This is a genomic window from Spirochaetota bacterium, assembly GCA_026414805.1.
Taxonomy (GTDB): domain Bacteria; phylum Spirochaetota; class UBA4802; order UBA4802; family UB4802; genus UBA4802.
This window is the reverse complement of record JAOAIH010000002.1, coordinates 37,011-57,483: the sequence shown is the minus strand read 5'-3', so window position 1 is coordinate 57,483 and position 20,473 is coordinate 37,011. Positions and strand designations below refer to the sequence as shown.

Sequence of the window (20,473 nt, the reverse complement as noted above, 5' to 3'; positions counted from 1 at the left end):
AATAATTATTATCGATAATTGTTGATAGTGTTATCTATCAAATTTTAATTGGTTTAGGTCAGCCCCTTGCGTATTTCATTTATTTCAAATAATGCCATTTTATTATCCGGATCTATATTGGCAACTCGTTCAAAAATTTGCAATGCATCCTGGTACATTCCTATCTTTTTATAGGACATGCCCAATGCAAATAAGGCATTTGTAAAGTTAGGGTCCAAACTTTGTGCTTTTTCCAATAATTGTATGGCTTTTTCATAATTCATCATCTGATAATAAGCCGCACCTCCAACGTAGTACGCATATTTATTCCGTTTATCCATTTGTAAATACTGTTCAATAAGTTCAGAAGCTTTGCCAAAATTATTTACCCTGAAATAATTTTTTGCCAGATTATAGATAAGCTTACGGTTGTTTGGATATAGTGCTAAGCTCCTCTCTAAATACTCAATTGCTTCATAATATTTATGCTCATCTATGAGCTTTTTTGCCTGCTTAATAATATCAACGGCTTCATCTCGTGCAAGCTCAATAACTAGCAAAGTAATATCATCTTCAACAGGAGCTTTCCCTTTAAATCGCTGTACATCCTCAATAATATAGCTTGCATAATCCTCAAGCGGGAGGTGTCGGTTTTTGAGTGCAACTTCAATGAGTCGTTCAACTGAATATTCTTCACGTTCAACATTTGCTGCTTCAGGGATTCCGTCTGTATAGAGCAATATTCTGTCACCATATTTTAATTTTGTTTCTTTTTCTTCATACGTTTCACGAGCTTCCTCTATTGCTCCAATAAATAATCCGTTAGTATCCAGAAGCTCCGTTCTGCCTTCATCGGACCGTACCAGAATGGCTTTTTGATGGCTTGCATTTGCATACACAACATTGTAATCGTCATCAATTACAACAAAAAAGGCAGTCATGTAATCCTGTGTTTTGATATGTTCAAGAATACTCTGGTTTACTTCCTGAAAAACTCTTTTTGGGGAATCATATTGCTGGGTAGCAGAGCTAAACGAAATTTTTGCCATAGAAGTAATGAGAGCTGCAGGAATACCATGACCTGATACGTCTGCAATTAAGATACCCAATTTATCGCCTTTCATCTGATATACATCATAGAAGTCACCACCAATTTTCTCCATAGCAATGTATCGTACTGAAAATTTAAGTTCATTCCAGTCGTCAATACGCCCGGGCAATATACTTCGTTGTATATTGCTTGCTATCTCTAACTGTTTTTGAATCATATCATCTTTTTCTTTAAGGCTTGCCAGTGCTTCACGAAGTTCTTCTGTACGTTGTTCAACTTTTAATTCAAGATTTTTCCTATGCTCTTCAATTTCTTTTGCCATTTCAAGAATAGAATATTCTATTTCGGCAAATTCACGTTCATACGACATGACCCTGAACCATGCATCCTGACCAGACGAAATTCTTTTAGTAACAATCCCCATTTCATCAAGAATACGCATAACCGAGTCAGAATTAATGTACATGAGAAAAACACCAGCAACAATTGATATAAAGAAATACGTTAAAATATTGATATACCGTGATTCTTCGTATAAACGATGCTGTTCCATCATTGCAGCAAATGTTAATAGTGTAATAACCATAAGTATGATGAAAAAGCTGAATTTAATACGCAAGCCAATCAATCCACGAGGGTAGATATTAATATTTCTTTGGCGCAATTCTTGATATACAAAAGCCCTGTGTGGATTAGTAATAATTTCAGTTAACAGATATGTTGACATTCCATATAATACAACAACCACTAATACGCCAATTGTTACAATCTTAATTCCAATTTTCATTTTTACAACGGTCAATGTACCATGGCTTAGCATATCATAGTATCCAAACCCCATTAAGAAAAATCCGCATAGTGTGCCAAATAACGCAGCAGCTACCATGTTGTACATCGGAAGATGTGACAATTGAATATACAATACCTGCAGATTTTCATTGCTTAAAGACCTATCAATGGTGCCCCCTTTAAATGCATTATTAATGTCACGTAAGGGCTTAAAAAAAGCTGGGATCCCAATTGGTGTTAAAAAACCAAAAGTCAGGTAATGCAGCAAGGTTGGGATAACAACCGAAAGTGGAAGCCATTTTAATGCTAGTGAATGCATTTCAGTATATTCGGAAAGAATAAATGAAGTACCAAGATAGTAACCAAAAACGGCACTCATCCATCCCCCAAAGATTGTTAGAAAACAGAGTGCAAATGTATATGAAAATTTTTTGTTTAACCATTCAAATATATTCATATTACAATATCCTTAATACTTATAATTACATCCGTCAAACCTTAGTATATTATTAATAATCGGTCAAATAGCTAAAGTTTACAAATAGTAAAATGAGATATATATTTACTGATAGTTTATTGTTAAAAAATATCAAGAACTTTTTGTAGCCTTTGGCTTTTGATTTTATATCAGTATGACTGAAAAATCTTTTTATCTGGAAGGCGTAAGCAGGTTAAAGGGCCACCATACGCTGCACCGGTATCAATGCCAATTATGTTTCTGTATGTATCATCATATATTTCATATATTGGTAGACCTGTTATATTAACTGTGGTGGTATGGCCAAATACAATAAGCTTAGGCCACCGGTACAATTTTAGGAAGAATTCCTCCCTGATCCACATCATATCATAACTTGATTGCAATTCAAGTGGCACGCCGGGTTTTAATCCGGCATGCAATGCTATAAAATCATCAGTTTCAAAATATAATTTCAAACTATTAAAAAAAATCTTATGATCTTCAGGCAATTGCAATGAGCCCATATTGTTTTCATAGGAGTCGATTGTTGCCTGACCGCCGTTATACATATAGAGTGAAATATCTTTACCAGCAAGATAATTTAAAAACATGGATTCATGATTGCCTTTAAGGCATACAGTAGTATATTTTTCTTTTAAATCTATTAAAAAATCAATAACTTCAAAAGATTGAGGGCCGCGGTCTATATAATCGCCTAAAAAGATGATAGTATCATTATTGGTGAGATACTTTTTTATCTTTTCAAAAAGCGAAAGGAGCTTATTATAATATCCGTGTATGTCGCCTATTATGTAGAACATTCATGGAGTACTCAATTCTTTGTAAAGGGTATACGTATATTGTTTACCAATGTTATAATCTGTTATGTCATATACGCCAAAAATCCATTCATTATATTGAGCTATATAACAGTAACTATCGCCAAACTTTTTAAATGCTAATTTGATTTTACCTGATTCCACTAACATCAACGTATTGTCAATTGTTACCATCATATCAAAATTTTGAGATGCTTCAAGATTAGTAGTATATATCTTGTAATATGCGGTTATTTCCTTAGATTCGATGAGCTTTTTGCAAACAATTATTTTTTTTATATACGGTATTGGCGGAATGCCTTCATTGAATATAATAACATTATCAAGTGCACAATATTTGGCTATAGTATTAATGCTGTCGGGAAGAGCCTGCTTTAGTTGTATTTTTTCAAGTATTAATTCAATCATATTTTTCTGAGTTTTTATATAATCTGTATCATTTGTTTCTAGTTTGATTAACATATTTCCCTTGAATGCAATACTTCTGTTTTTCCAGTAAATGCTGTAATTATTTTTTAGATTAGATTTTTCATTATTTACTCGTTCACGGGTAAAAAGTCCATATGCATCATCTATCGTTGTAGTTTTGGCGATAGTAACTGTTATATAAACTGCTGGGTTGTTTATTGATTGATATTCACCTTTCACAATTTCGGTAACAGCATAATATTGGTAGTAATGTGGAGAGACGCTCAATATTTCATTTTTATTATTTATACTTGTTATTTTTATTAGTTTCCAGGTATAAAGTTCTGTTTCACTAGGTAGCAGGTCTTTCGTTTCCTGCTTTTCTTCAAAAAAAGAAAGACACGAAATGAAAATTGATACAACAAACACAAATGAAATTTTAACGATATTGCTTTGGATCAAGCGCATCCTGCAATCCTTCGCCAACTAAATTATATGATGTTATGGTTATAAATATAGCAAAGCCAGGTATCAATGTCAACCACCATGCAAAGTCGATAAAATCACGTGATTGTGATAAAATGTCGCCCCAACTTGGTGTTGGTGGCTGAACTCCAAAACCCAAAAAACTCAGTGATGATTCAATAAGTATAGTAGAAGCAATTCCAAATGTTGCCGAAACCATAACAGGAGCCATGGCATTGGGCAGTATATGCCTGAAAATAATCCAGTAGTCTCTGGCTCCCAGTGCTTTAGATGCAATAACAAAATCTTGTTCACGTAATTTGAGGAATTCTCCACGAACAATTCGTGCAATTCCTGTCCAACCTGTTATTCCTATCACTATCATTACATTTAAAAGGCTCTGTCCCCAAAGTGCCAGAATGGTAAGAATAAGAAAAAATGTTGGGAAACACATAACAATTTCAATTATTCGTGATATCAGTATATCAACCCAGCCACCATAATATCCTGCCAATGCACCAATTATGATGCCAATAGTTACATAAATAAAAACCGCAACAAATCCTACAAATATGGAAACTCTTGTACCATAAATCATTCGTGCTGCAAGGTCCCTACCCTGTTCGTCTGTTCCTAAAATATGTTTGGAAGTGGGTGGGAGAACAATAGCATTAAGATCATATTCTGAATATGAGTATGGAATTGGTGGGAATATTTTATATCCTTCTAGTTTTTTAAAATCCACTCCTGAAAATTCTTTATAATCAAAAAAAAGTGGGAAATATGTTTTACCCTTATAAATTAAAATATATGGTTTATTATTGGCTATTAGTGGCGCACATAAGGCTATAATAAATAATACTATTACAATGCAAAGACCTGTAACAGCAAGCTTGTTTTGAGCAAATCGCTTCCATACGATTGACCAGTAGCCTTTCATTGTTTTGCCTCCAACCGTATGCGAGGATCAGCAACAGCATACAAGATATCTGCTAAAAATATCCCAATTAGTGTAAGAAAAGCCGAAATGGAGGTTATAGCCATTATAATGGGTATATCCCTTGACAGTATCGATTCAAATGCCAGCATACCCATTCCAGGTATTGAAAAAATAGATTCTACTATAACACTGCCTCCAAGTAACCCTGGAAGCATGGTTGCCATAAGGGTAAGCAATGGTATTAATGAATTGCGAAATGCATGAACAAATAAAACCTTTTTTTCAGATAATCCCTTAGCTCGTGCGGTTATAATATATTGTTGATTGATGACATCAAGCATGGTTGCACGTGTGTATCGCGATAAAAATGCAAATCCACCATAGGTTAAAGTCACCACGGGTAAAATTAAATGCCATATAATATCAGCAAACTTCTGCAAAGGATTTAATTGGACATACCAGTCGGAGTACAATCCACCTAATGGAAATAAATTAAGGTAATCACCACCACTTAAGTATTTAAGCAACAATAAGGCAACCCAGAAAGATGGAAGGGAATAGAGTAAAAATAATGCTAAACTTATAATTCTATCCTGCAATGTATCTTTTTTGACCGAAGAATAGATACCCAATGGGATGGAAATAATATAGACAATTATAATAGAAAGAACATTCAGTGCAAGAGTAATTGGCAACGCATCTGCTATATGCAAAATAACCTTGCGCCCATCTTTACGTGAGGTACCAAAATCTAGTTGTATTGTTTTATAAAACCATTCCGCATACCCCACAATGATGGGTTTATCAAGCCCATAGAGTTTTTTTTCCTGCTCAAATATTTCTTTTGATAGGCTCCCCGCTTTTAATTCGCCTTCCACGCCTGCTCTAAGAGAAGTAAAATCGCCTGGAGCCAATCGTATCATAAGATATGTTATAAACGTTATACCTATTAAAGTAGGTATAATTATAAGTATTCTTTTAAGTATGTAGTACTTCATTGTTGATGCCCAACCTTCCATTCTACATAATTTAATCCACGTTTATGTACAATAACATTGTCAAAACGCTTACTTACTACTACCAATGCAGGAGTGCAATATAAAAATGTATACGGCTGCTCATCATGGATTATCTCATGAAAACGGCGATACATTTTTATTCTTTTTTCAACGTCAAATTCTTTGCGTGCATTTTCAATAATCTTATCAGCTTCTGCATTGATAAAGTAACAAAAATTTGAACCTGCTTTGACCTGTGACGAATGCCACAGCTGGTAAGGATCACCCTCCCATGATAAAGACCAGCCCAAAGTAACCGCATCAAAATCACGTTTATCCACTTTATTCACAAATACAGCCCATTCATAGCGGTTTATATCCATCTGTATGCCAGCTTTTGCAAAGTCTTCTTTTAAAATGGTTGCTAGACGTTCAGCAAATTTGCTTGCAGAAGCTATCGTTAAGGTAAATTTAAAAGGGACGCCATCTTTGTCAAGAATACCATCGCCGTTGCTATCTGTCCAGCCAGATTGATGTAATAACATTTTGGCTTTTACAGGATCATACGGTAAAGGTTGTATATCATGATTGTAATACTTGTCATGAATATAAAAAGGACCTGTAACAACTACCCCCAATCCAAAAAGCAAGCTGTCTAATATTGCCTGACGATTGACAAGCATGGTAAGCGCTTTTCTGACATTTTTATCTTTAAACAGTGGATTGCGGGCATTCCACCCAATGTAATTGTAATATGGCTGATAATACATAAATTTATAAAAGGATTCTTGAAAGTGTTGTGAATTTGTCTGCCGTACCCATTGGATTGGGCGCAGAGCCATAACATCAAGTTCACCTTTTTTTAACATCTGAAGCGCCACATTAGGTTCGGGAATGACTTTATACACAATGCGCTGTATCTCAGGTTTTTTTCCCCAGTAACTATCGTTTACCGCTAATTCTATGGTTTTACCGGTATTCCATTTGACAAATTTATATGGGCCAGTACCAACAGGATGTCTGTTATGTTTGTGTGTATTAAAATCAGTGCCATCATCAAAAATATGCTTTGGTACTATCGGAATGCTTCCACAAATTTCTAAAGCCAGGAAATACGGCTTTGAATACGTAAACTCAACAATGTAGGGAGATATTTTTTTTACACTCTTAACATCGATATAGTACACCTTTAATGGAGCATTTGCAACCTTTGGGTCTTTAATCACTTTGAAAGAATACACAATATCATCAGCAGTAAAAGGCTTGCCATCGCTCCAAAAAATATTTTTTTTAAGATAAAAACGATAATGTAATTTATCATGAGATATTTCCCATTTTTCGGCAAGCTGCGGTTTTAATTCAAGGCTATCAAAATCCCTGTCAAGGAGCGTTTCGTAGATATAGGTGTTTATTGACGATGCAATAGCTTCGTTTGAGGTAATGGGGTTTAGGTGCCCAGGTTCAGCCGAAATATGTACATATAATGTATAGGGATCACGCACTGTCTCAAAGCGTGTACACGAAATAAAATTTATTACTGCAAAAATTACAAACTGTATTTTACATTTGATTAAGAATTTCATAGTTAATTATTATTTTCCCCCAAACGCAGAAATAGTATTGTGGCGATAGCTCATTGTAAAAACATTTAGCTATACAGAATTATGTTTGCTGAAGAAATGATTTGTTTCATTTTTTATGACAAACGAAAGCCCTAATAAGGCAACAAGGTTGGGGAATGCCATAAGGCCATTCATGATATCCGTAATTGTCCACACTACTTCTAATTTGCCGACAGCTCCAACAAAAACGACGATCACCCAGAGTAGCCTATATGGTTTTATTGCTTTTTCACCAACTATATACTCAACCGATTTTTCGCCATAATATGCCCATCCCAATATTGTAGAATATGCAAAGAATATAAGACTTAATGATACTACAATACCACCCCATGTGCCAGGTAATCCTAACGAGAATGCATGTTCTGTCAACGCTGCAGCAGTTTTACCCGTTTTCCATGCGTCTGTAACCAGAATAACAAGTCCTGTAAAAGTACATACTACTATTGTATCAATAAATGTCTGTGTCATGGACACAAGCGCCTGACGTACCGGTTCATCAGTCTTTGCTGCAGCAGCCGCTATAGGTGAACTACCTAACCCGGATTCATTGGATAATAATCCTCGTGAAACTCCCATCTGCATGGCCATCTTAACAGTAGCACCAGCAAAGCCACCAGCTGCAGCCACAGGCGTAAATGCATGCACAAGTATCAGTTCAAATGCATATAAAATTTTGTCACTGTATATCACCAACACTACTGTGCCAGCTATCATATAAAATAAAATCATTACAGGTACTATTGCCGAAGCAGCGCGAGCAATACTTTTTATTCCACCCATTATAACCAAAAATGTAAGAATAAAAAGAACAATGCCGGTAATCCAGTGGTCAATATTAAATGTTGCTTTCATGGCTTCGGCAACTGAGTTTGACTGTATCATATTGCCGGTGCCAAACGCTGCACATGCTGCAAATACGGCAAATATCATTGCAAGCCAGCTATTCTTTAAACCTTTTTCTATATAGTACATGGGCCCACCTGACATAGTACCCAGTGCATCAACTTCACGGTACTTTACTGCCAAAACAGCCTCACTGTATTTTGTAGCCATGCCAAACAAACCTGTGAGCCACATCCAGAACATTGCACCGGGCCCACCAATGGCGATTGCAGAAGCTACTCCAGCAATGTTGCCAGTACCAACGGTAGCAGCCAACGCTGTCATCAGCGCCTGAAAATGTGAGATATCTCCTGGATGAGCACCATGCTCTTTGCGCTTAACTAATGCCAGATATAATGAAGAAAACAATGTCCTAAACTGTAATCCCTTAAGCAAAATTGTGAGATAAATGCCCGTGCCCAATAACAAAATGATAAGCGGCGTACCCCATACAAAATCACGTATCTGGTTAAGATATTCCATATCATTTCCTTTATAAAAATTATGGTATTTTTGAACATTGATGCTATACTTTAAGCCTATCCGTCAAGCAGTAATTTGATCACATTATTATTAATTTATTGTTTTTTACTTGATAATTTTGATAGCTATATCAAGATTTAGCTTTTTCATAAATAAATATTATAACGCTATATTGGTGCATGAGGTTTATATGATTGATAGATATTCTCGAAAGCACATTGCAGATATATGGTCCTTAGAAAATAAATTTAGAATATGGCTTGATATTGAAATAGCTGCCTGTGAAGCTAATGCGCAGTTAGGTATTATACCCCCTGAAGATTTAGCTATAATTAAAGAAAAAGCTCGATTTGATGTTGCACGTATTGAAGAGATTGAAAATCAAGTGCATCATGACGTGATAGCATTTTTAACCTGTGTTGCCGAATATGTGGGCCCATCCAGCAGATATATTCATTATGGTCTTACATCAAGCGACATAGTTGATACTGCATTATCAATTCAGATGAAACAGGCTGGACAGATAATACTCAATGATATTGATCAACTTTTAGAAGTTTTAAAAAAGTTAGCACTGAAATACAAACATACACCGTGCATGGGCCGTTCTCATGGCGTTCATGCTGAGCCAACCACATTTGGCACAAAGATGGCATTATATTATCATGAGTTTTTACGTAACCGTAAAAGAATGCAGGATGCTATCGACGAAATATCTTATGGAAAACTTTCAGGTGCTGTTGGCACTTTTAGCAATATTGATCCACAGGTTGAGGTAATAGTGTGCCAAAAGCTTGGACTTAAACCTGACCCAATTTCAACACAGATAATCCAGAGGGACAGGCACGCTCACTATATGTCTGCAATTGCAATTTGCGCAGGCACATTAGATAAGTTAGCTACAGAGATACGACACCTGCAGCGTACCGAAGTACGTGAAGTTGAAGAGCCTTTCCAAAAAGGGCAAAAAGGTTCTTCCGCAATGCCGCATAAACGAAACCCTATTTTGTGTGAAAGGATATCAGGATTATCACGTGTAATAAAGGCCAATCTAATGGTTGCATTGGATAATATGACATTATGGCATGAACGTGATATTTCCCATTCATCTGCTGAGCGCGTTATCTTACCCGACAGTACAATCGCATTGGATTATCTGTTATCAAGAATGATTTTTATACTAGAAAATCTTCATGTATATCCTGAAGCCATGATGAAAACCATTGAAAAAACAGGCGGGTTATTCTATTCACAAGGGTTACTGCTAAAATTAGTAGAAAAAGGCTATACACGAGAAGAAGCATACCAGATAGTGCAGGACAATGCCATGAAAGTTTGGAATGAAGGGGGCTCATTAAAAGAGCTATCGCTTAACGATACAAGAATACAAACAAAACTTTCACGCGAAGAAATAGAAGAAATATTTACACTTGATAATTTCCTGCATAATATTGACTATGTTTTTAAGAAAGCTGGTTTAGAATAATTATATCTTGAATCGTTCTATTACCTTTTTAAGTTCTGCTGCCATAGCTTCAAGTTCTGAAGAAGTAGTAGTTAAATTTTCAGACAGTGAAACAAACTGGCCTGCAACTGCATTCACACTTTCAATAGACTGTACTATCTTTTTGGTATTATCACTTAATTCGGCCATTGATAGCGATAGCCCCTTTGAAAACTCACTTGCACTGGCAATGCCTTCATGGATCCTTGCAAAATCCATTACCCGCTGATTGATTGTTTCAATGAAACCAGTGATTAAATTTACACTGCGTTCAATATCCTGAATAATAGAAAGCAGTACATGACGCATTGTGCTCATCATATTCATATTACTGTTCATCGCGGTGTTACCTTCATTTACGATCTTAGTGATCTCCTTTAGATTTTGTGCAGTTCTGTCTGCAAGCCGCGATATTTCTTCTGCAACAACGGCAAACCCCCTTCCATGCTCACCAGCGCGTGCAGCTTCTATGGATGCGTTAAGCGATAGCAGGTTAACCTGTTCGGCAATATCTGATATTAGGCCAATAACATTCATGATGTTTTCAAAAAATGTTGCAATTTGTTTTGAAGATTCTGCAGTACTTGTTACCAGCGTTTCACTATCACGAGCACTTTTTTGTACCCCTTGAATTGCAACTATAACCTGTTTAGCATCGTTATTGAGCCTATTCATTGCCTCATTGAGATTATTTATAATATCTTCAAGGTTTTTTAAGATTTCACTTTGTTTGTTGGCATCAGAAGCTATTGTGTAAAAAGCACCTGATACTTCTGCAATTATTGAGGTCACCTCTTCAATATTTTGAGCCTGTTGAGCAGCTTCTTCCTTTATTGATTTTCCTGAAAATGCCAGAGCTTCAGATGACAGCAATACCTTTTCGCTGAGTTCATTTGATTTGCGTATAAAATCAATTATCTGCTCCCTGAAGCCAATAAAACTGCGAATAAAATCTTCCATTATGTCGCGGGATTTTATAAGTTTAATTTCGCCGGTTAGATCACCACGAGTAGCTTTCTGTAATGAAGGCATAGCAATATCCAATGCTAAAGACAAATTCATCAAACGACGGTTAATTATATATCTGATTGCTAAATTAATAATAATCATTCCTAATGTGATATAAAAGATGCTCTTATATACCGAAGAATATAATATTTTTTCTATGAATGCAACAAGTATTATTTTATTGCTATCAGGTACTGAATAAGTAAATAAAACCGCCTGTTCACCTTCAAATACACCTTCAGTACTTGAAAAGTTTTTATTCTTTATATTTTTTAAAAAATTGATTGTCTTGTTATATAGAAATTGTGGTTGTTTGCCTTTATTTATAATTTTATGGATGTTTTGTGAAATAAATTCTTCCTTGTTACATTGAACAATTTGTTCATCCTCACAAACCAATACTACACCATTATATTCATTAACTATAGATGGTATTGATTTAATAAATGAGTCTTTTGAATCAATCTGTATTTGTTGTAAAACATCAAATATCCTAGAAGCAGTTAATGATTCAACATTGGATTTATCAATTTTATAAAATAGCACCAACATAAACACAGATGTTAGTAATGTTATAGGCAATACTATACTAACTATCTTGCTTCGCAATCGTTGCACAGCAATTGGTATACCAAATCTTCCAAGGGGATATGTACGAGTATACCAAACTAACATCGAATTAAATCCCAAAAACAAGAATACAAATGCTAAAATAAAAAAAACATAAAAGTGATAATATACATTATTGTATCCATACAGGAAATACATAAAAAAGAATAGCGGAATATAAACTAAAACCAAATAACCAATGTTCAAAAGCATCGTTTGCTTAGCACTTACTTTAAATTTATTAAAAATTTTGTATTCTTTTTGCTCATCATCCGATTCAATAATTTTAATTATACTTTTAACCATCCACATATAATAAATAAATAATGAGGTAAACGAAATAACCCATAAGATTAAAAATGTAATTAATAATCTTGTATCCTGAAATAGTGGGAATGAAAGCTGTAATATAATGATAAATATAATCGCATTGAATAAAATAACACCTGTACCATATTTCTGGAATTGCCTTATTATATTTTTTGCTTCCATCACAACCCCCATATCACCTTATATCTGAATATATAAATAATATAAATTAACATAATTGCAAGATATTTATTTATAAAAATTTAATTAATGCTGAAATATTTACTATGTTTTCAATAGACGATAAATATATTACAATAGTATGAAATAATATTTGTTACTTTTATGTAATAGTGACACGTTGACAAACTGTTAAAAAGAAAACCCCTGGATAATTCAGGGGTCTTCTTTTTTAAAATAACAGTTAGATTATTCACTACTTTTGGTTTCAAAATTATAAGTAATTGCAAATGCAAAAGCCAAAGGATTTTCATTATTAGCCGTCCAGGACTTACCTGAAATAATGTATGGACCAACCGTAAATAATTCAACATTCATCAGCCAATCAAAAGTAAAATTATTTAATTTATAGGATAGCCCTGTATATAATGTAGAAGATGAAGATGATATTTCATCAATGGTGGTAGGAATCTTATTTGCACCTTGATTAATTATATTGGTACCATCATACGACAATGGTTTGTATATCTTTTGCACAAGCCCTAAGCGTCCTTTCCAATTTTCACTTACATTAGCTTCAAGGCCAATTATTACGGGTACTTCTATTGCCTTGTAATTTAACGTATACGTATCTACGTTATTTGCGGGAGTTATGGCATCCACTCCGTAGTAATTATTTTTAAAGAATTCTATATTAGTTAAAAATCCAATGAACACTATCATATTCTTATCAATACTTATCTCATCTGAAACACCAGCACTTATTTTCTGACCTTTACGTTCAAAGGTATCAGTAGCATTTACATTATTAATGGGTTTTGAATCAGATATAAGCATCTCACCTTTTGTACTTCTGTTTAACATCCAGTAACTTACATAAAAATGCACTTTTTGATTATTAGTCATTGCATAATTAACTCTTAGATTTGATCCAAAATCCATTGCACCGTCCGATTTGTATGACATATCAAAATCAATACCAGGCTTTCTTTGCATATAATTATTGTCTAATGCATACATGAAAAAGAATCCTGATATATCAAAGCTTACCTTATTATTTATTATATATGAAACTCCTAATTTGGCAGAATACTCAGCATTGATTAGATTATATTCTTCATGTGAATTTGTTGCCGAAGTGCTGTCACGGTAATGTTTCCATGAAGTGGCGTAGCCTGCATAAAAACCAACACTAAATTTATTTAACTTATAGCCAAATAATGCACTGAAGTTTCGCTGATTAAGCTTTTCACGTAATTGAGGCGATGTAGTGTTGGTACCAACAAGCTCACTTGCATCATAGGGATCTTTTATATCTAAAATTGTTTCATCAAGCAATTCAACCTGATATGCTTTCATTGACTGTGATGTAATAATAGAATGGTTGTAGTGTGATTTACATTTTGCTGAATAAACATCTACATTAAATAAGCTATCTACAGCATTAGTATTCCATAGGCTTGTATCAACTGGAGATCCCAAATCTACTCCAATAAACAAATTATTTTTTATATTATAAATGACACCACCTTTATTTTCCCCATTTATAATTCCAATTCGCTCAGCATATATCTTGTCACCGTAATTGCTGATATATGCAGGGTTTTCATAGATATACGACTGCAACCCATCAATAAACCAGGGGTATTCAAATAATCCAAGTCCCATATCTCTGGTAGTAGTAGCAGATAACCTGAATGCAAAAAAAACAAAATTCAACATTAATACCATTACTGTGACAATTCTTTTCATTTTATTCCTCCGATAATTAATTTTATTATGCCATTACTCCAAAAATTACCATCTATATCCAATATAGGAATAATAACTTAACGATGATGAAGCATGTATCTGAAAGTAATAATGATACATGTTTTCAATACCCCATATAAATTGCTGACTTATAATTATAAATAATCCTGCACCAGCTGCTAATGTCATTGATAGTGAGCTTTCATTTAAGTCATTTAAATGTGAATGTAGTACTGTAAAGCCTGGTCCGGCTTTTAGTATTACCATTAAATTCTTGTACAATGGAAATACTGCTGTTGCATTTGGTATAAATGTTACATACATTATATAACCATCATACTTTTTATCCTGAAGTTTTGTGTAAAGCAAATCGCCACCTATTCCAAAAAGGGTATTTTCAATATTATTTTGCTGAATAAACGATTTAATCATCCAGCTACCATTTAACATCACAGACTCGGTTCCTAAAGGGGAAAAATATCCACCAGACATTGCAAAAATAATATTACTATATTGTTTTGTATCATTTGTTTTTTGTATTTCAATAGCAGGCTTGGTTGGTTCAAACTTTTGTTTTTTTATATCGGCCTGTTTTTGCTGAGCATACAGCTTTAATGAAAACATAAATAGGATATAAACAGTAATGACCAATTGCACTTTTTTTTGCATCATTTCTTTAACTCTTAATTTATATTTAACTTCTTTATTTTATATAATTTTTTTAAACAAATTCTAAAATTTCCCCATTAATTTCATTCAGCTCTATTTGTAAAATCTATTAAATTATGTAAAGAAGTCTCACTGTCACCATTATCAACACAACTTTTAAAGTAAAGTTTTTTGCTGCTTGAAATCTTCACTGCAGCAAAGAGTAGATTTTCATTTTCAATGCTGCAGTGTATAACAGATTTTACCAGTCAAAACCAGCCTTGTTTCTATCCACACCGGCATTGAAAAATACTCCTTGCGTTGGCACATAAATAATACGTTTTGAACGCGTATTCCCCTGTATATTGATTTTTACCGCTTTCCAATCTCGGGTTGTATTTCCAGGGTCAGTTGCTCCCTGCGGCATTAATATCTGCTGTACCATACCTTGTGAATCATATATCCTTACTATGACATCTCTTCCGCCAGCATACCAATCAGTTCCTGACCAATTCCTGACAGTATAAGTGAAAATACCTCTGGCATACTGAACTCCTCCGTAGCGCCATAAATTAATTGCCTCAGGACCATAACCGGAACCTGTAATGGTATTTCCAGGATATACATCCTGTACTAATGCAGTGGTTGATTTTGTACCTGTTCTATCGGGAACTGTAGTTGAGCTTTTATCATCACCTCTTTCGTATGCACCAGTGAGTTCATTATAATTATATTGCCATTTATAATTTGTATATCCAATATAGCCCACATGGAATCTGTTTTGAGGATTATTATAGGCAGTATCGGCTTCGACAACTGTTTGTGATGTTGGACCAACAACGTGCAGGTCAAGATCCTGAGGGTTTTGTCCCCATAACACTATTACACGTACCATTGGCTCAACAAGATATGCACAAATTGCCTGGCGTCCTATATCTCTGTTGCCATTGACTACGATATTATCTACTAAAAGATCATAATAGTTAGTCCTTTTAAACAATACAGAATATACACCGGGACTTAACGTTGTTGTTGTAAATGTACCTCCTGATGCAGTCACTGTAGATGCTACTAAAATATTTTGCCAGTTATATACCTCAACGGTTACTCCCGCTAATTTACTTGCATCATTGGCATCAATGACTGTACCGGTAATGGTACCGCTTGATGCAGAGGTTGGCACAAGATATATTGTTCCTGCGCTTAATTGTACACCTAATGTAATGGTAATATTATTTTTTGTTGCGGTATAATAACCTGTAAGAGAAGCAACAAGTTTATATTTATTGCTGCCTATTGGTACTCCAGTAAAAGTAAATCCACCGTTGGTGTCGGTTGTGGTGGTATCTATTAATGAATTATCAATCATTTTTCTTAACTCAATAGTTACATTACTCAATGCTGCAAATCCTACTGCATTTTTAACAACACCACTTACTGAACCCACCATAGCAATTCCATTACTTGCCTGTCCCCATGGTTTCCAGCTTGGATCATTTAAAGGCTTACCAGGTTGATCATTGACAGCCACACGCGCATAATAACGTTCTATTTCGGTACTTTGCGCTACAAATGTATAGCTGTCTACGTTGCCAACTACACTTTCAAAAACAACATTGCTGAAATTGGTATCAGACGCTATTTGTATTTTTACATCTGCTGTACCATACGGGCGCACCCAACTGAACATTAGTGCAGCAGATGTACTGTATTCACCAATATCCACTGTTGCTGGTGACACAAGAGGAGGAGGATTTATTGTCCATACGTAGCTTGTTGGTATGATTTGCCAGTTACCAGCTAAATCACGAGCAACAACATCAATTTGATAGTTACCCGGGGTAAGACCGCTCAAGACAATAGGGAATTCTTTGATGATTTCAGATGTAACAGGTATCCATGCTCCATTATTAATTCTGTATCGATATGCCACAACCTGCAAACCTCCTACTGTAATACTTATTGAAGTATTGGTAGTTGGATTTGATGGCAGGTTGCTTAATACAGCAGTTGGTGCAACGGTATCTACTTCCCATGTATACGTTGTTGCATCCTGTTCTGCCTGTTCAAAATAAGGTGGATTGGAACTTTTTCGTCCGCACACAGAAATTGTATGTATTCCATCAGGTAGATTATTTAAAATTATATGCTGATTGACATCAACCCAATCACTCCACAACCCATTATCTATTTTATATTTATATTGCACAATCCCTGTGCCCGCTATTATGAATTCAGCCCAGTTTTGGTTTGATGGATTATCAGGTCTGTTTGTAATAGCTGCAATTGGACTGGTATAATCAACACGCCATGAGTATGTTTTTGCATTACTTTCACTTGTCCAATTTCCAGCTTCATCCTTTGCTATCACATAAAGATTGTATGTATTTTCAATTAATCCAGAACGTACAATATTAGTACCCAGTAGAATAGGATCACTCCAGTTTTCTTCATTTAGTTTATATCTGTAATGTGTTATTCCTGTTCCATTGACAATAATATTAATACTTGTTTCATTGGTTAAATTATTTGGAAGGTTTTGTAAAAGTATTTCTGGCGGAGCTGGTGGAGTTATATCAATTATCCAGCTGTATTCAGTTGCATTGCTTTCTGATTGCCAGGTTCCTGCTTCATTTTTACCTATAACTTTGACTATATGCGTTCCTTCCGCTAATCCCAATCGCATAATAGGGTCATTAACATCAATTTCACCGCTCCATGGTAATGTATCCAATTTATATTTATATTTAACAATATTGCTACCCATTACTTTAATATTAATACCTGTTTGATTGGTTATATTTTTTGGCAATGTAGCTGCATCAAACATAGCTGTTGGTGTACTGGTATCAATTGTCCAAATATATGTTGTAGGGTGATTATAATCCTGCCAGTTTCCAGCTTCATCTCGGGCTATAACATACAATGTGTGTTGACCACCTAGTATATTATCAATATTAATTGTATCATCAGTATCAATTAAAAATTCCTGACTGCCGCGCGGATCAGGATCATCCAGAGAATATTTATATGCATACACTCCCACTCCATATACTTTAATTGCTATGGACTGGTTGTTTGTTGGGCTTTGTGGTGTATTTGTAAGCTGCGCAACTGGAGGAACTGTATCAATTATCCATTCAAAAGTAGTAGCTGCTTCAACAGATTGCCATTGATTCAAACTGTTTTTCCCTATTACTTTGATGATATGGTACCCTTCGGATAAATTAGATATTACTATAGGATTTGAAACATCAATTTCTGCGCTCCATGATTGATTATCAATTTTATATCTATATGCTATAATCCCTGCACCACCAACAGTAATATTTATATTATTTACGTTAGAATAGTATGATGGGGTACCACTTAAAATAGCAGTTGGTAATGAAACATTGATTGACCATGTATACTGTGTTGGAATGATTTGCCAGTTTCCAGCTTTATCACATCCTATTACCTGGATGGTATGGGAACCTTCATATAGATTATCGAGTACAATATTTGGATATTGAATCCGGTCATATTCCTGACTCCATTCTCCACCGTTATATTTATATCTGTATTTAACTACTCCTACTCCGCCTATTACAAAATCGGCACTCTGTAAATTTGTTACTTCAGGAGGTTTATTAAGTAACACAGCAGTAGGTGGGGTTGTATCAATTTCCCAAATATGCTGAGTTGGAGTTTGAAAACTCTGCCAGTTCCCTGCAAGATCTTTACCTATTACCGATAGTGTATAGATGCCATCTGACAGGTTTGCTCTGGTTATGTTAATAGATCTATTTATTTCCTGTGACCAGGTTACTGTATTTAGACAATATTTATATGAAACCACATCAGGTGGTCCAACTGCTATATCAATAGAATTTATTTTGGAATCTCTTGCCGGCAAATTATAAAGACTTACTTGTGGTGGTGTTAAATCTATTGTCCAGGTATATTCGGTTGCACTTGATTCGCTTTGTATATTGCCCGCTTTGTCTATTCCCATAACTTTAAGAGTATATGATGCTTCAGACAGATTGCTCAACTCCAATGGTTGTGTTACACTACATACACCACTTTCTTCATGAAGATATCCGTTTCTGAAAAGTTTATATTTATAGGCCACCACTTCACCATCGGTAGATGAAACAACCATCGTAACTCGTTGCTTATTGGTAAAATTTGCTGGTAAGTTGCTGAGTGTACATACTGGAGGTTTAGTATCAACAGTCCAAGTGTATTCAATTTCATCGGTTTCGGATGGAGTATCGCCTGGGATGACAGCTCCTATCACACGTATTGTGTAATCACCATCCTGCAAGTTTCGTAAAACTATTGGCTGATCTATAGAAATATACCCGCTCCATATATTATTGTTGATGCTATACTTATAAAAATATATATTTTCACCACCAAGTGTTACATCAACATTTCGTAAACGAGTATAACGTTCTGGTTTACTGACAAAGTAGATGCTATTGCCTGATGTTACTCTCCATTGATATGCTGTGGCAATATTTTGCTCATTACCTGCGCTATCAATTCCTTTTACTTCAAGGCGATAGTTACCGCCAAGTAATTTTTTTCTGATAATAGGTGTGTTTACGGATATAACGTTGCTCCACGGTTCGTTATTGAGCCTAAATCGATACATCACTACATCCAATCCGCCAACTACTACCGCGATTTCAGTGTTATTTGTTACGCTTTCAGGTAACTTTGATAATGTTGCAACAGGTGGTGTAGTATCAACAATAAATGAAACTGAAGATGGCTGGTTTAAATCTTGCAGTTTCCCCTGACTATCCTTTCCTATTACTTGTAGAGTATGCACACCATCAGAAAGATTAGATAAAATTAATTTATCAGTACACGGGATTTCGCTGCTGTAAGGTAAATCATCTATCGAATAAGAATAGTAACCATTTGTATCATCATTTACTTTAATTATAAATTCAATATTTTTAGAATTAAAATATATATAATCTAGATCATCGCTAAACTGGCGCAAATCATTATTTTTATCATAAAACCATATAGATGCAACAATTTGACCCTTACCAGTAAATTGGGAAATGCCATTCAGTAATATATTCCCAGAAATATCTTTAATATTTTGAGCTAATAGTGTGTATTGTTTACCGTGGTGCATTCCATACTCAAGGCCAGTTGAAACGTTGAGAATTACAGCATTGCTGCCATCCATGCTTGGTGCAGGGTTAGACAATACATTTACTCTATTGATGCCTTGAATATAATAATTAGCATAGTTTAGTGCTGTTGCTGGATCAATTTGTTCATCAAAAATAACTTTTATGGTATTACTTGTTAATGCCTTTACCTCTACAATGTGGGGAGGAGTAGTATCTGGCGTATAGGGAATACTCATTGTATCGCGTTCTTTTTTATAATTGTGAAAAACATCACCGCTGCATACAATATTTGAAATAGCCAGTAATAAAATTAACCAAATCAATCGTCTCATACTATTACTCCACCCCTTTTTGGGTTAGCAGTTGTATTAATAATATGTTTCATGTAACAAAACATGCG

The 20,473-nt window shown here is 34.8% G+C and carries 12 protein-coding genes; 1 reads left to right on the top strand and 11 read right to left on the bottom strand.

The window, feature by feature from the left end; translation table 11 throughout:
- Window positions 1-53 precede the first annotated feature (53 nt).
- The 7 genes from N3F66_00830 to N3F66_00800 form a co-directional block, all read right to left on the bottom strand.
- Window positions 54-2,276, bottom strand: a complete 2,223-nt coding sequence (locus N3F66_00830; protein MCX8122691.1) for a SpoIIE family protein phosphatase — start codon at window positions 2,274-2,276, stop codon at window positions 54-56.
- A 170-nt stretch (window positions 2,277-2,446) separates the two neighbouring features.
- Complete coding sequence (locus N3F66_00825; GenBank protein ID MCX8122690.1) at window positions 2,447-3,100, bottom strand: serine/threonine protein phosphatase; 654 nt, start codon at window positions 3,098-3,100, stop codon at window positions 2,447-2,449.
- A complete protein-coding gene (locus N3F66_00820; GenBank protein MCX8122689.1) occupies window positions 3,101-3,994 on the bottom strand; it encodes a hypothetical protein in 894 nt (297 codons plus the stop codon).
- The gene (locus N3F66_00815) at window positions 3,966-4,931 is read right to left on the bottom strand and encodes an ABC transporter permease (GenBank protein ID MCX8122688.1); all 966 of its coding nucleotides are present in this window, start codon (window positions 4,929-4,931) and stop codon (window positions 3,966-3,968) included. Before N3F66_00815 ends, N3F66_00820 begins: the two co-directional genes overlap by 29 nt.
- A complete protein-coding gene (locus N3F66_00810; GenBank protein MCX8122687.1) occupies window positions 4,928-5,929 on the bottom strand; it encodes an ABC transporter permease in 1,002 nt (333 codons plus the stop codon). Before N3F66_00810 ends, N3F66_00815 begins: the two co-directional genes overlap by 4 nt.
- Window positions 5,926-7,512 (bottom strand): peptide-binding protein, encoded by a 1,587-nt coding sequence (locus tag N3F66_00805; protein MCX8122686.1) that lies wholly within the window; start codon window positions 7,510-7,512, stop codon window positions 5,926-5,928. The genes N3F66_00810 and N3F66_00805 overlap by 4 nt, the downstream gene beginning before the upstream one ends.
- A 69-nt stretch (window positions 7,513-7,581) precedes the next feature.
- Window positions 7,582-8,919: a sodium:alanine symporter family protein gene (locus tag N3F66_00800; protein ID MCX8122685.1), complete on the bottom strand. Its 1,338-nt coding sequence runs from the start codon at window positions 8,917-8,919 to the stop codon at window positions 7,582-7,584.
- Window positions 8,920-9,109: 190 nt separating this feature from the next.
- Here N3F66_00800 and purB point away from each other — a divergent pair, with 190 nt between their 5' ends.
- Window positions 9,110-10,405: an adenylosuccinate lyase gene (gene purB / locus N3F66_00795; GenBank protein MCX8122684.1), complete on the top strand. Its 1,296-nt coding sequence runs from the start codon at window positions 9,110-9,112 to the stop codon at window positions 10,403-10,405.
- Here the strand turns inward: purB and N3F66_00790 are convergent, their stop codons facing one another.
- The 4 genes from N3F66_00790 to N3F66_00775 all read right to left on the bottom strand — a co-directional run bounded on the left by N3F66_00790 (window position 10,406) and on the right by N3F66_00775 (window position 20,405).
- Window positions 10,406-12,532, bottom strand: coding sequence for a methyl-accepting chemotaxis protein (locus N3F66_00790; protein MCX8122683.1), 2,127 nt, complete (start codon window positions 12,530-12,532; stop codon window positions 10,406-10,408). It lies immediately after the preceding gene.
- 246 nt (window positions 12,533-12,778) lie between these two features.
- Window positions 12,779-14,281, bottom strand: a complete 1,503-nt coding sequence (locus tag N3F66_00785) for a hypothetical protein (GenBank protein MCX8122682.1) — start codon at window positions 14,279-14,281, stop codon at window positions 12,779-12,781.
- Between the two features lie 45 nt (window positions 14,282-14,326).
- Window positions 14,327-14,953, bottom strand: coding sequence for a hypothetical protein (locus N3F66_00780; protein MCX8122681.1), 627 nt, complete (start codon window positions 14,951-14,953; stop codon window positions 14,327-14,329).
- 238 nt (window positions 14,954-15,191) lie between these two features.
- Complete coding sequence (locus N3F66_00775) at window positions 15,192-20,405, bottom strand: carboxypeptidase-like regulatory domain-containing protein (GenBank protein ID MCX8122680.1); 5,214 nt, start codon at window positions 20,403-20,405, stop codon at window positions 15,192-15,194.
- Between the last annotated feature and the right edge of the window lie 68 nt (window positions 20,406-20,473).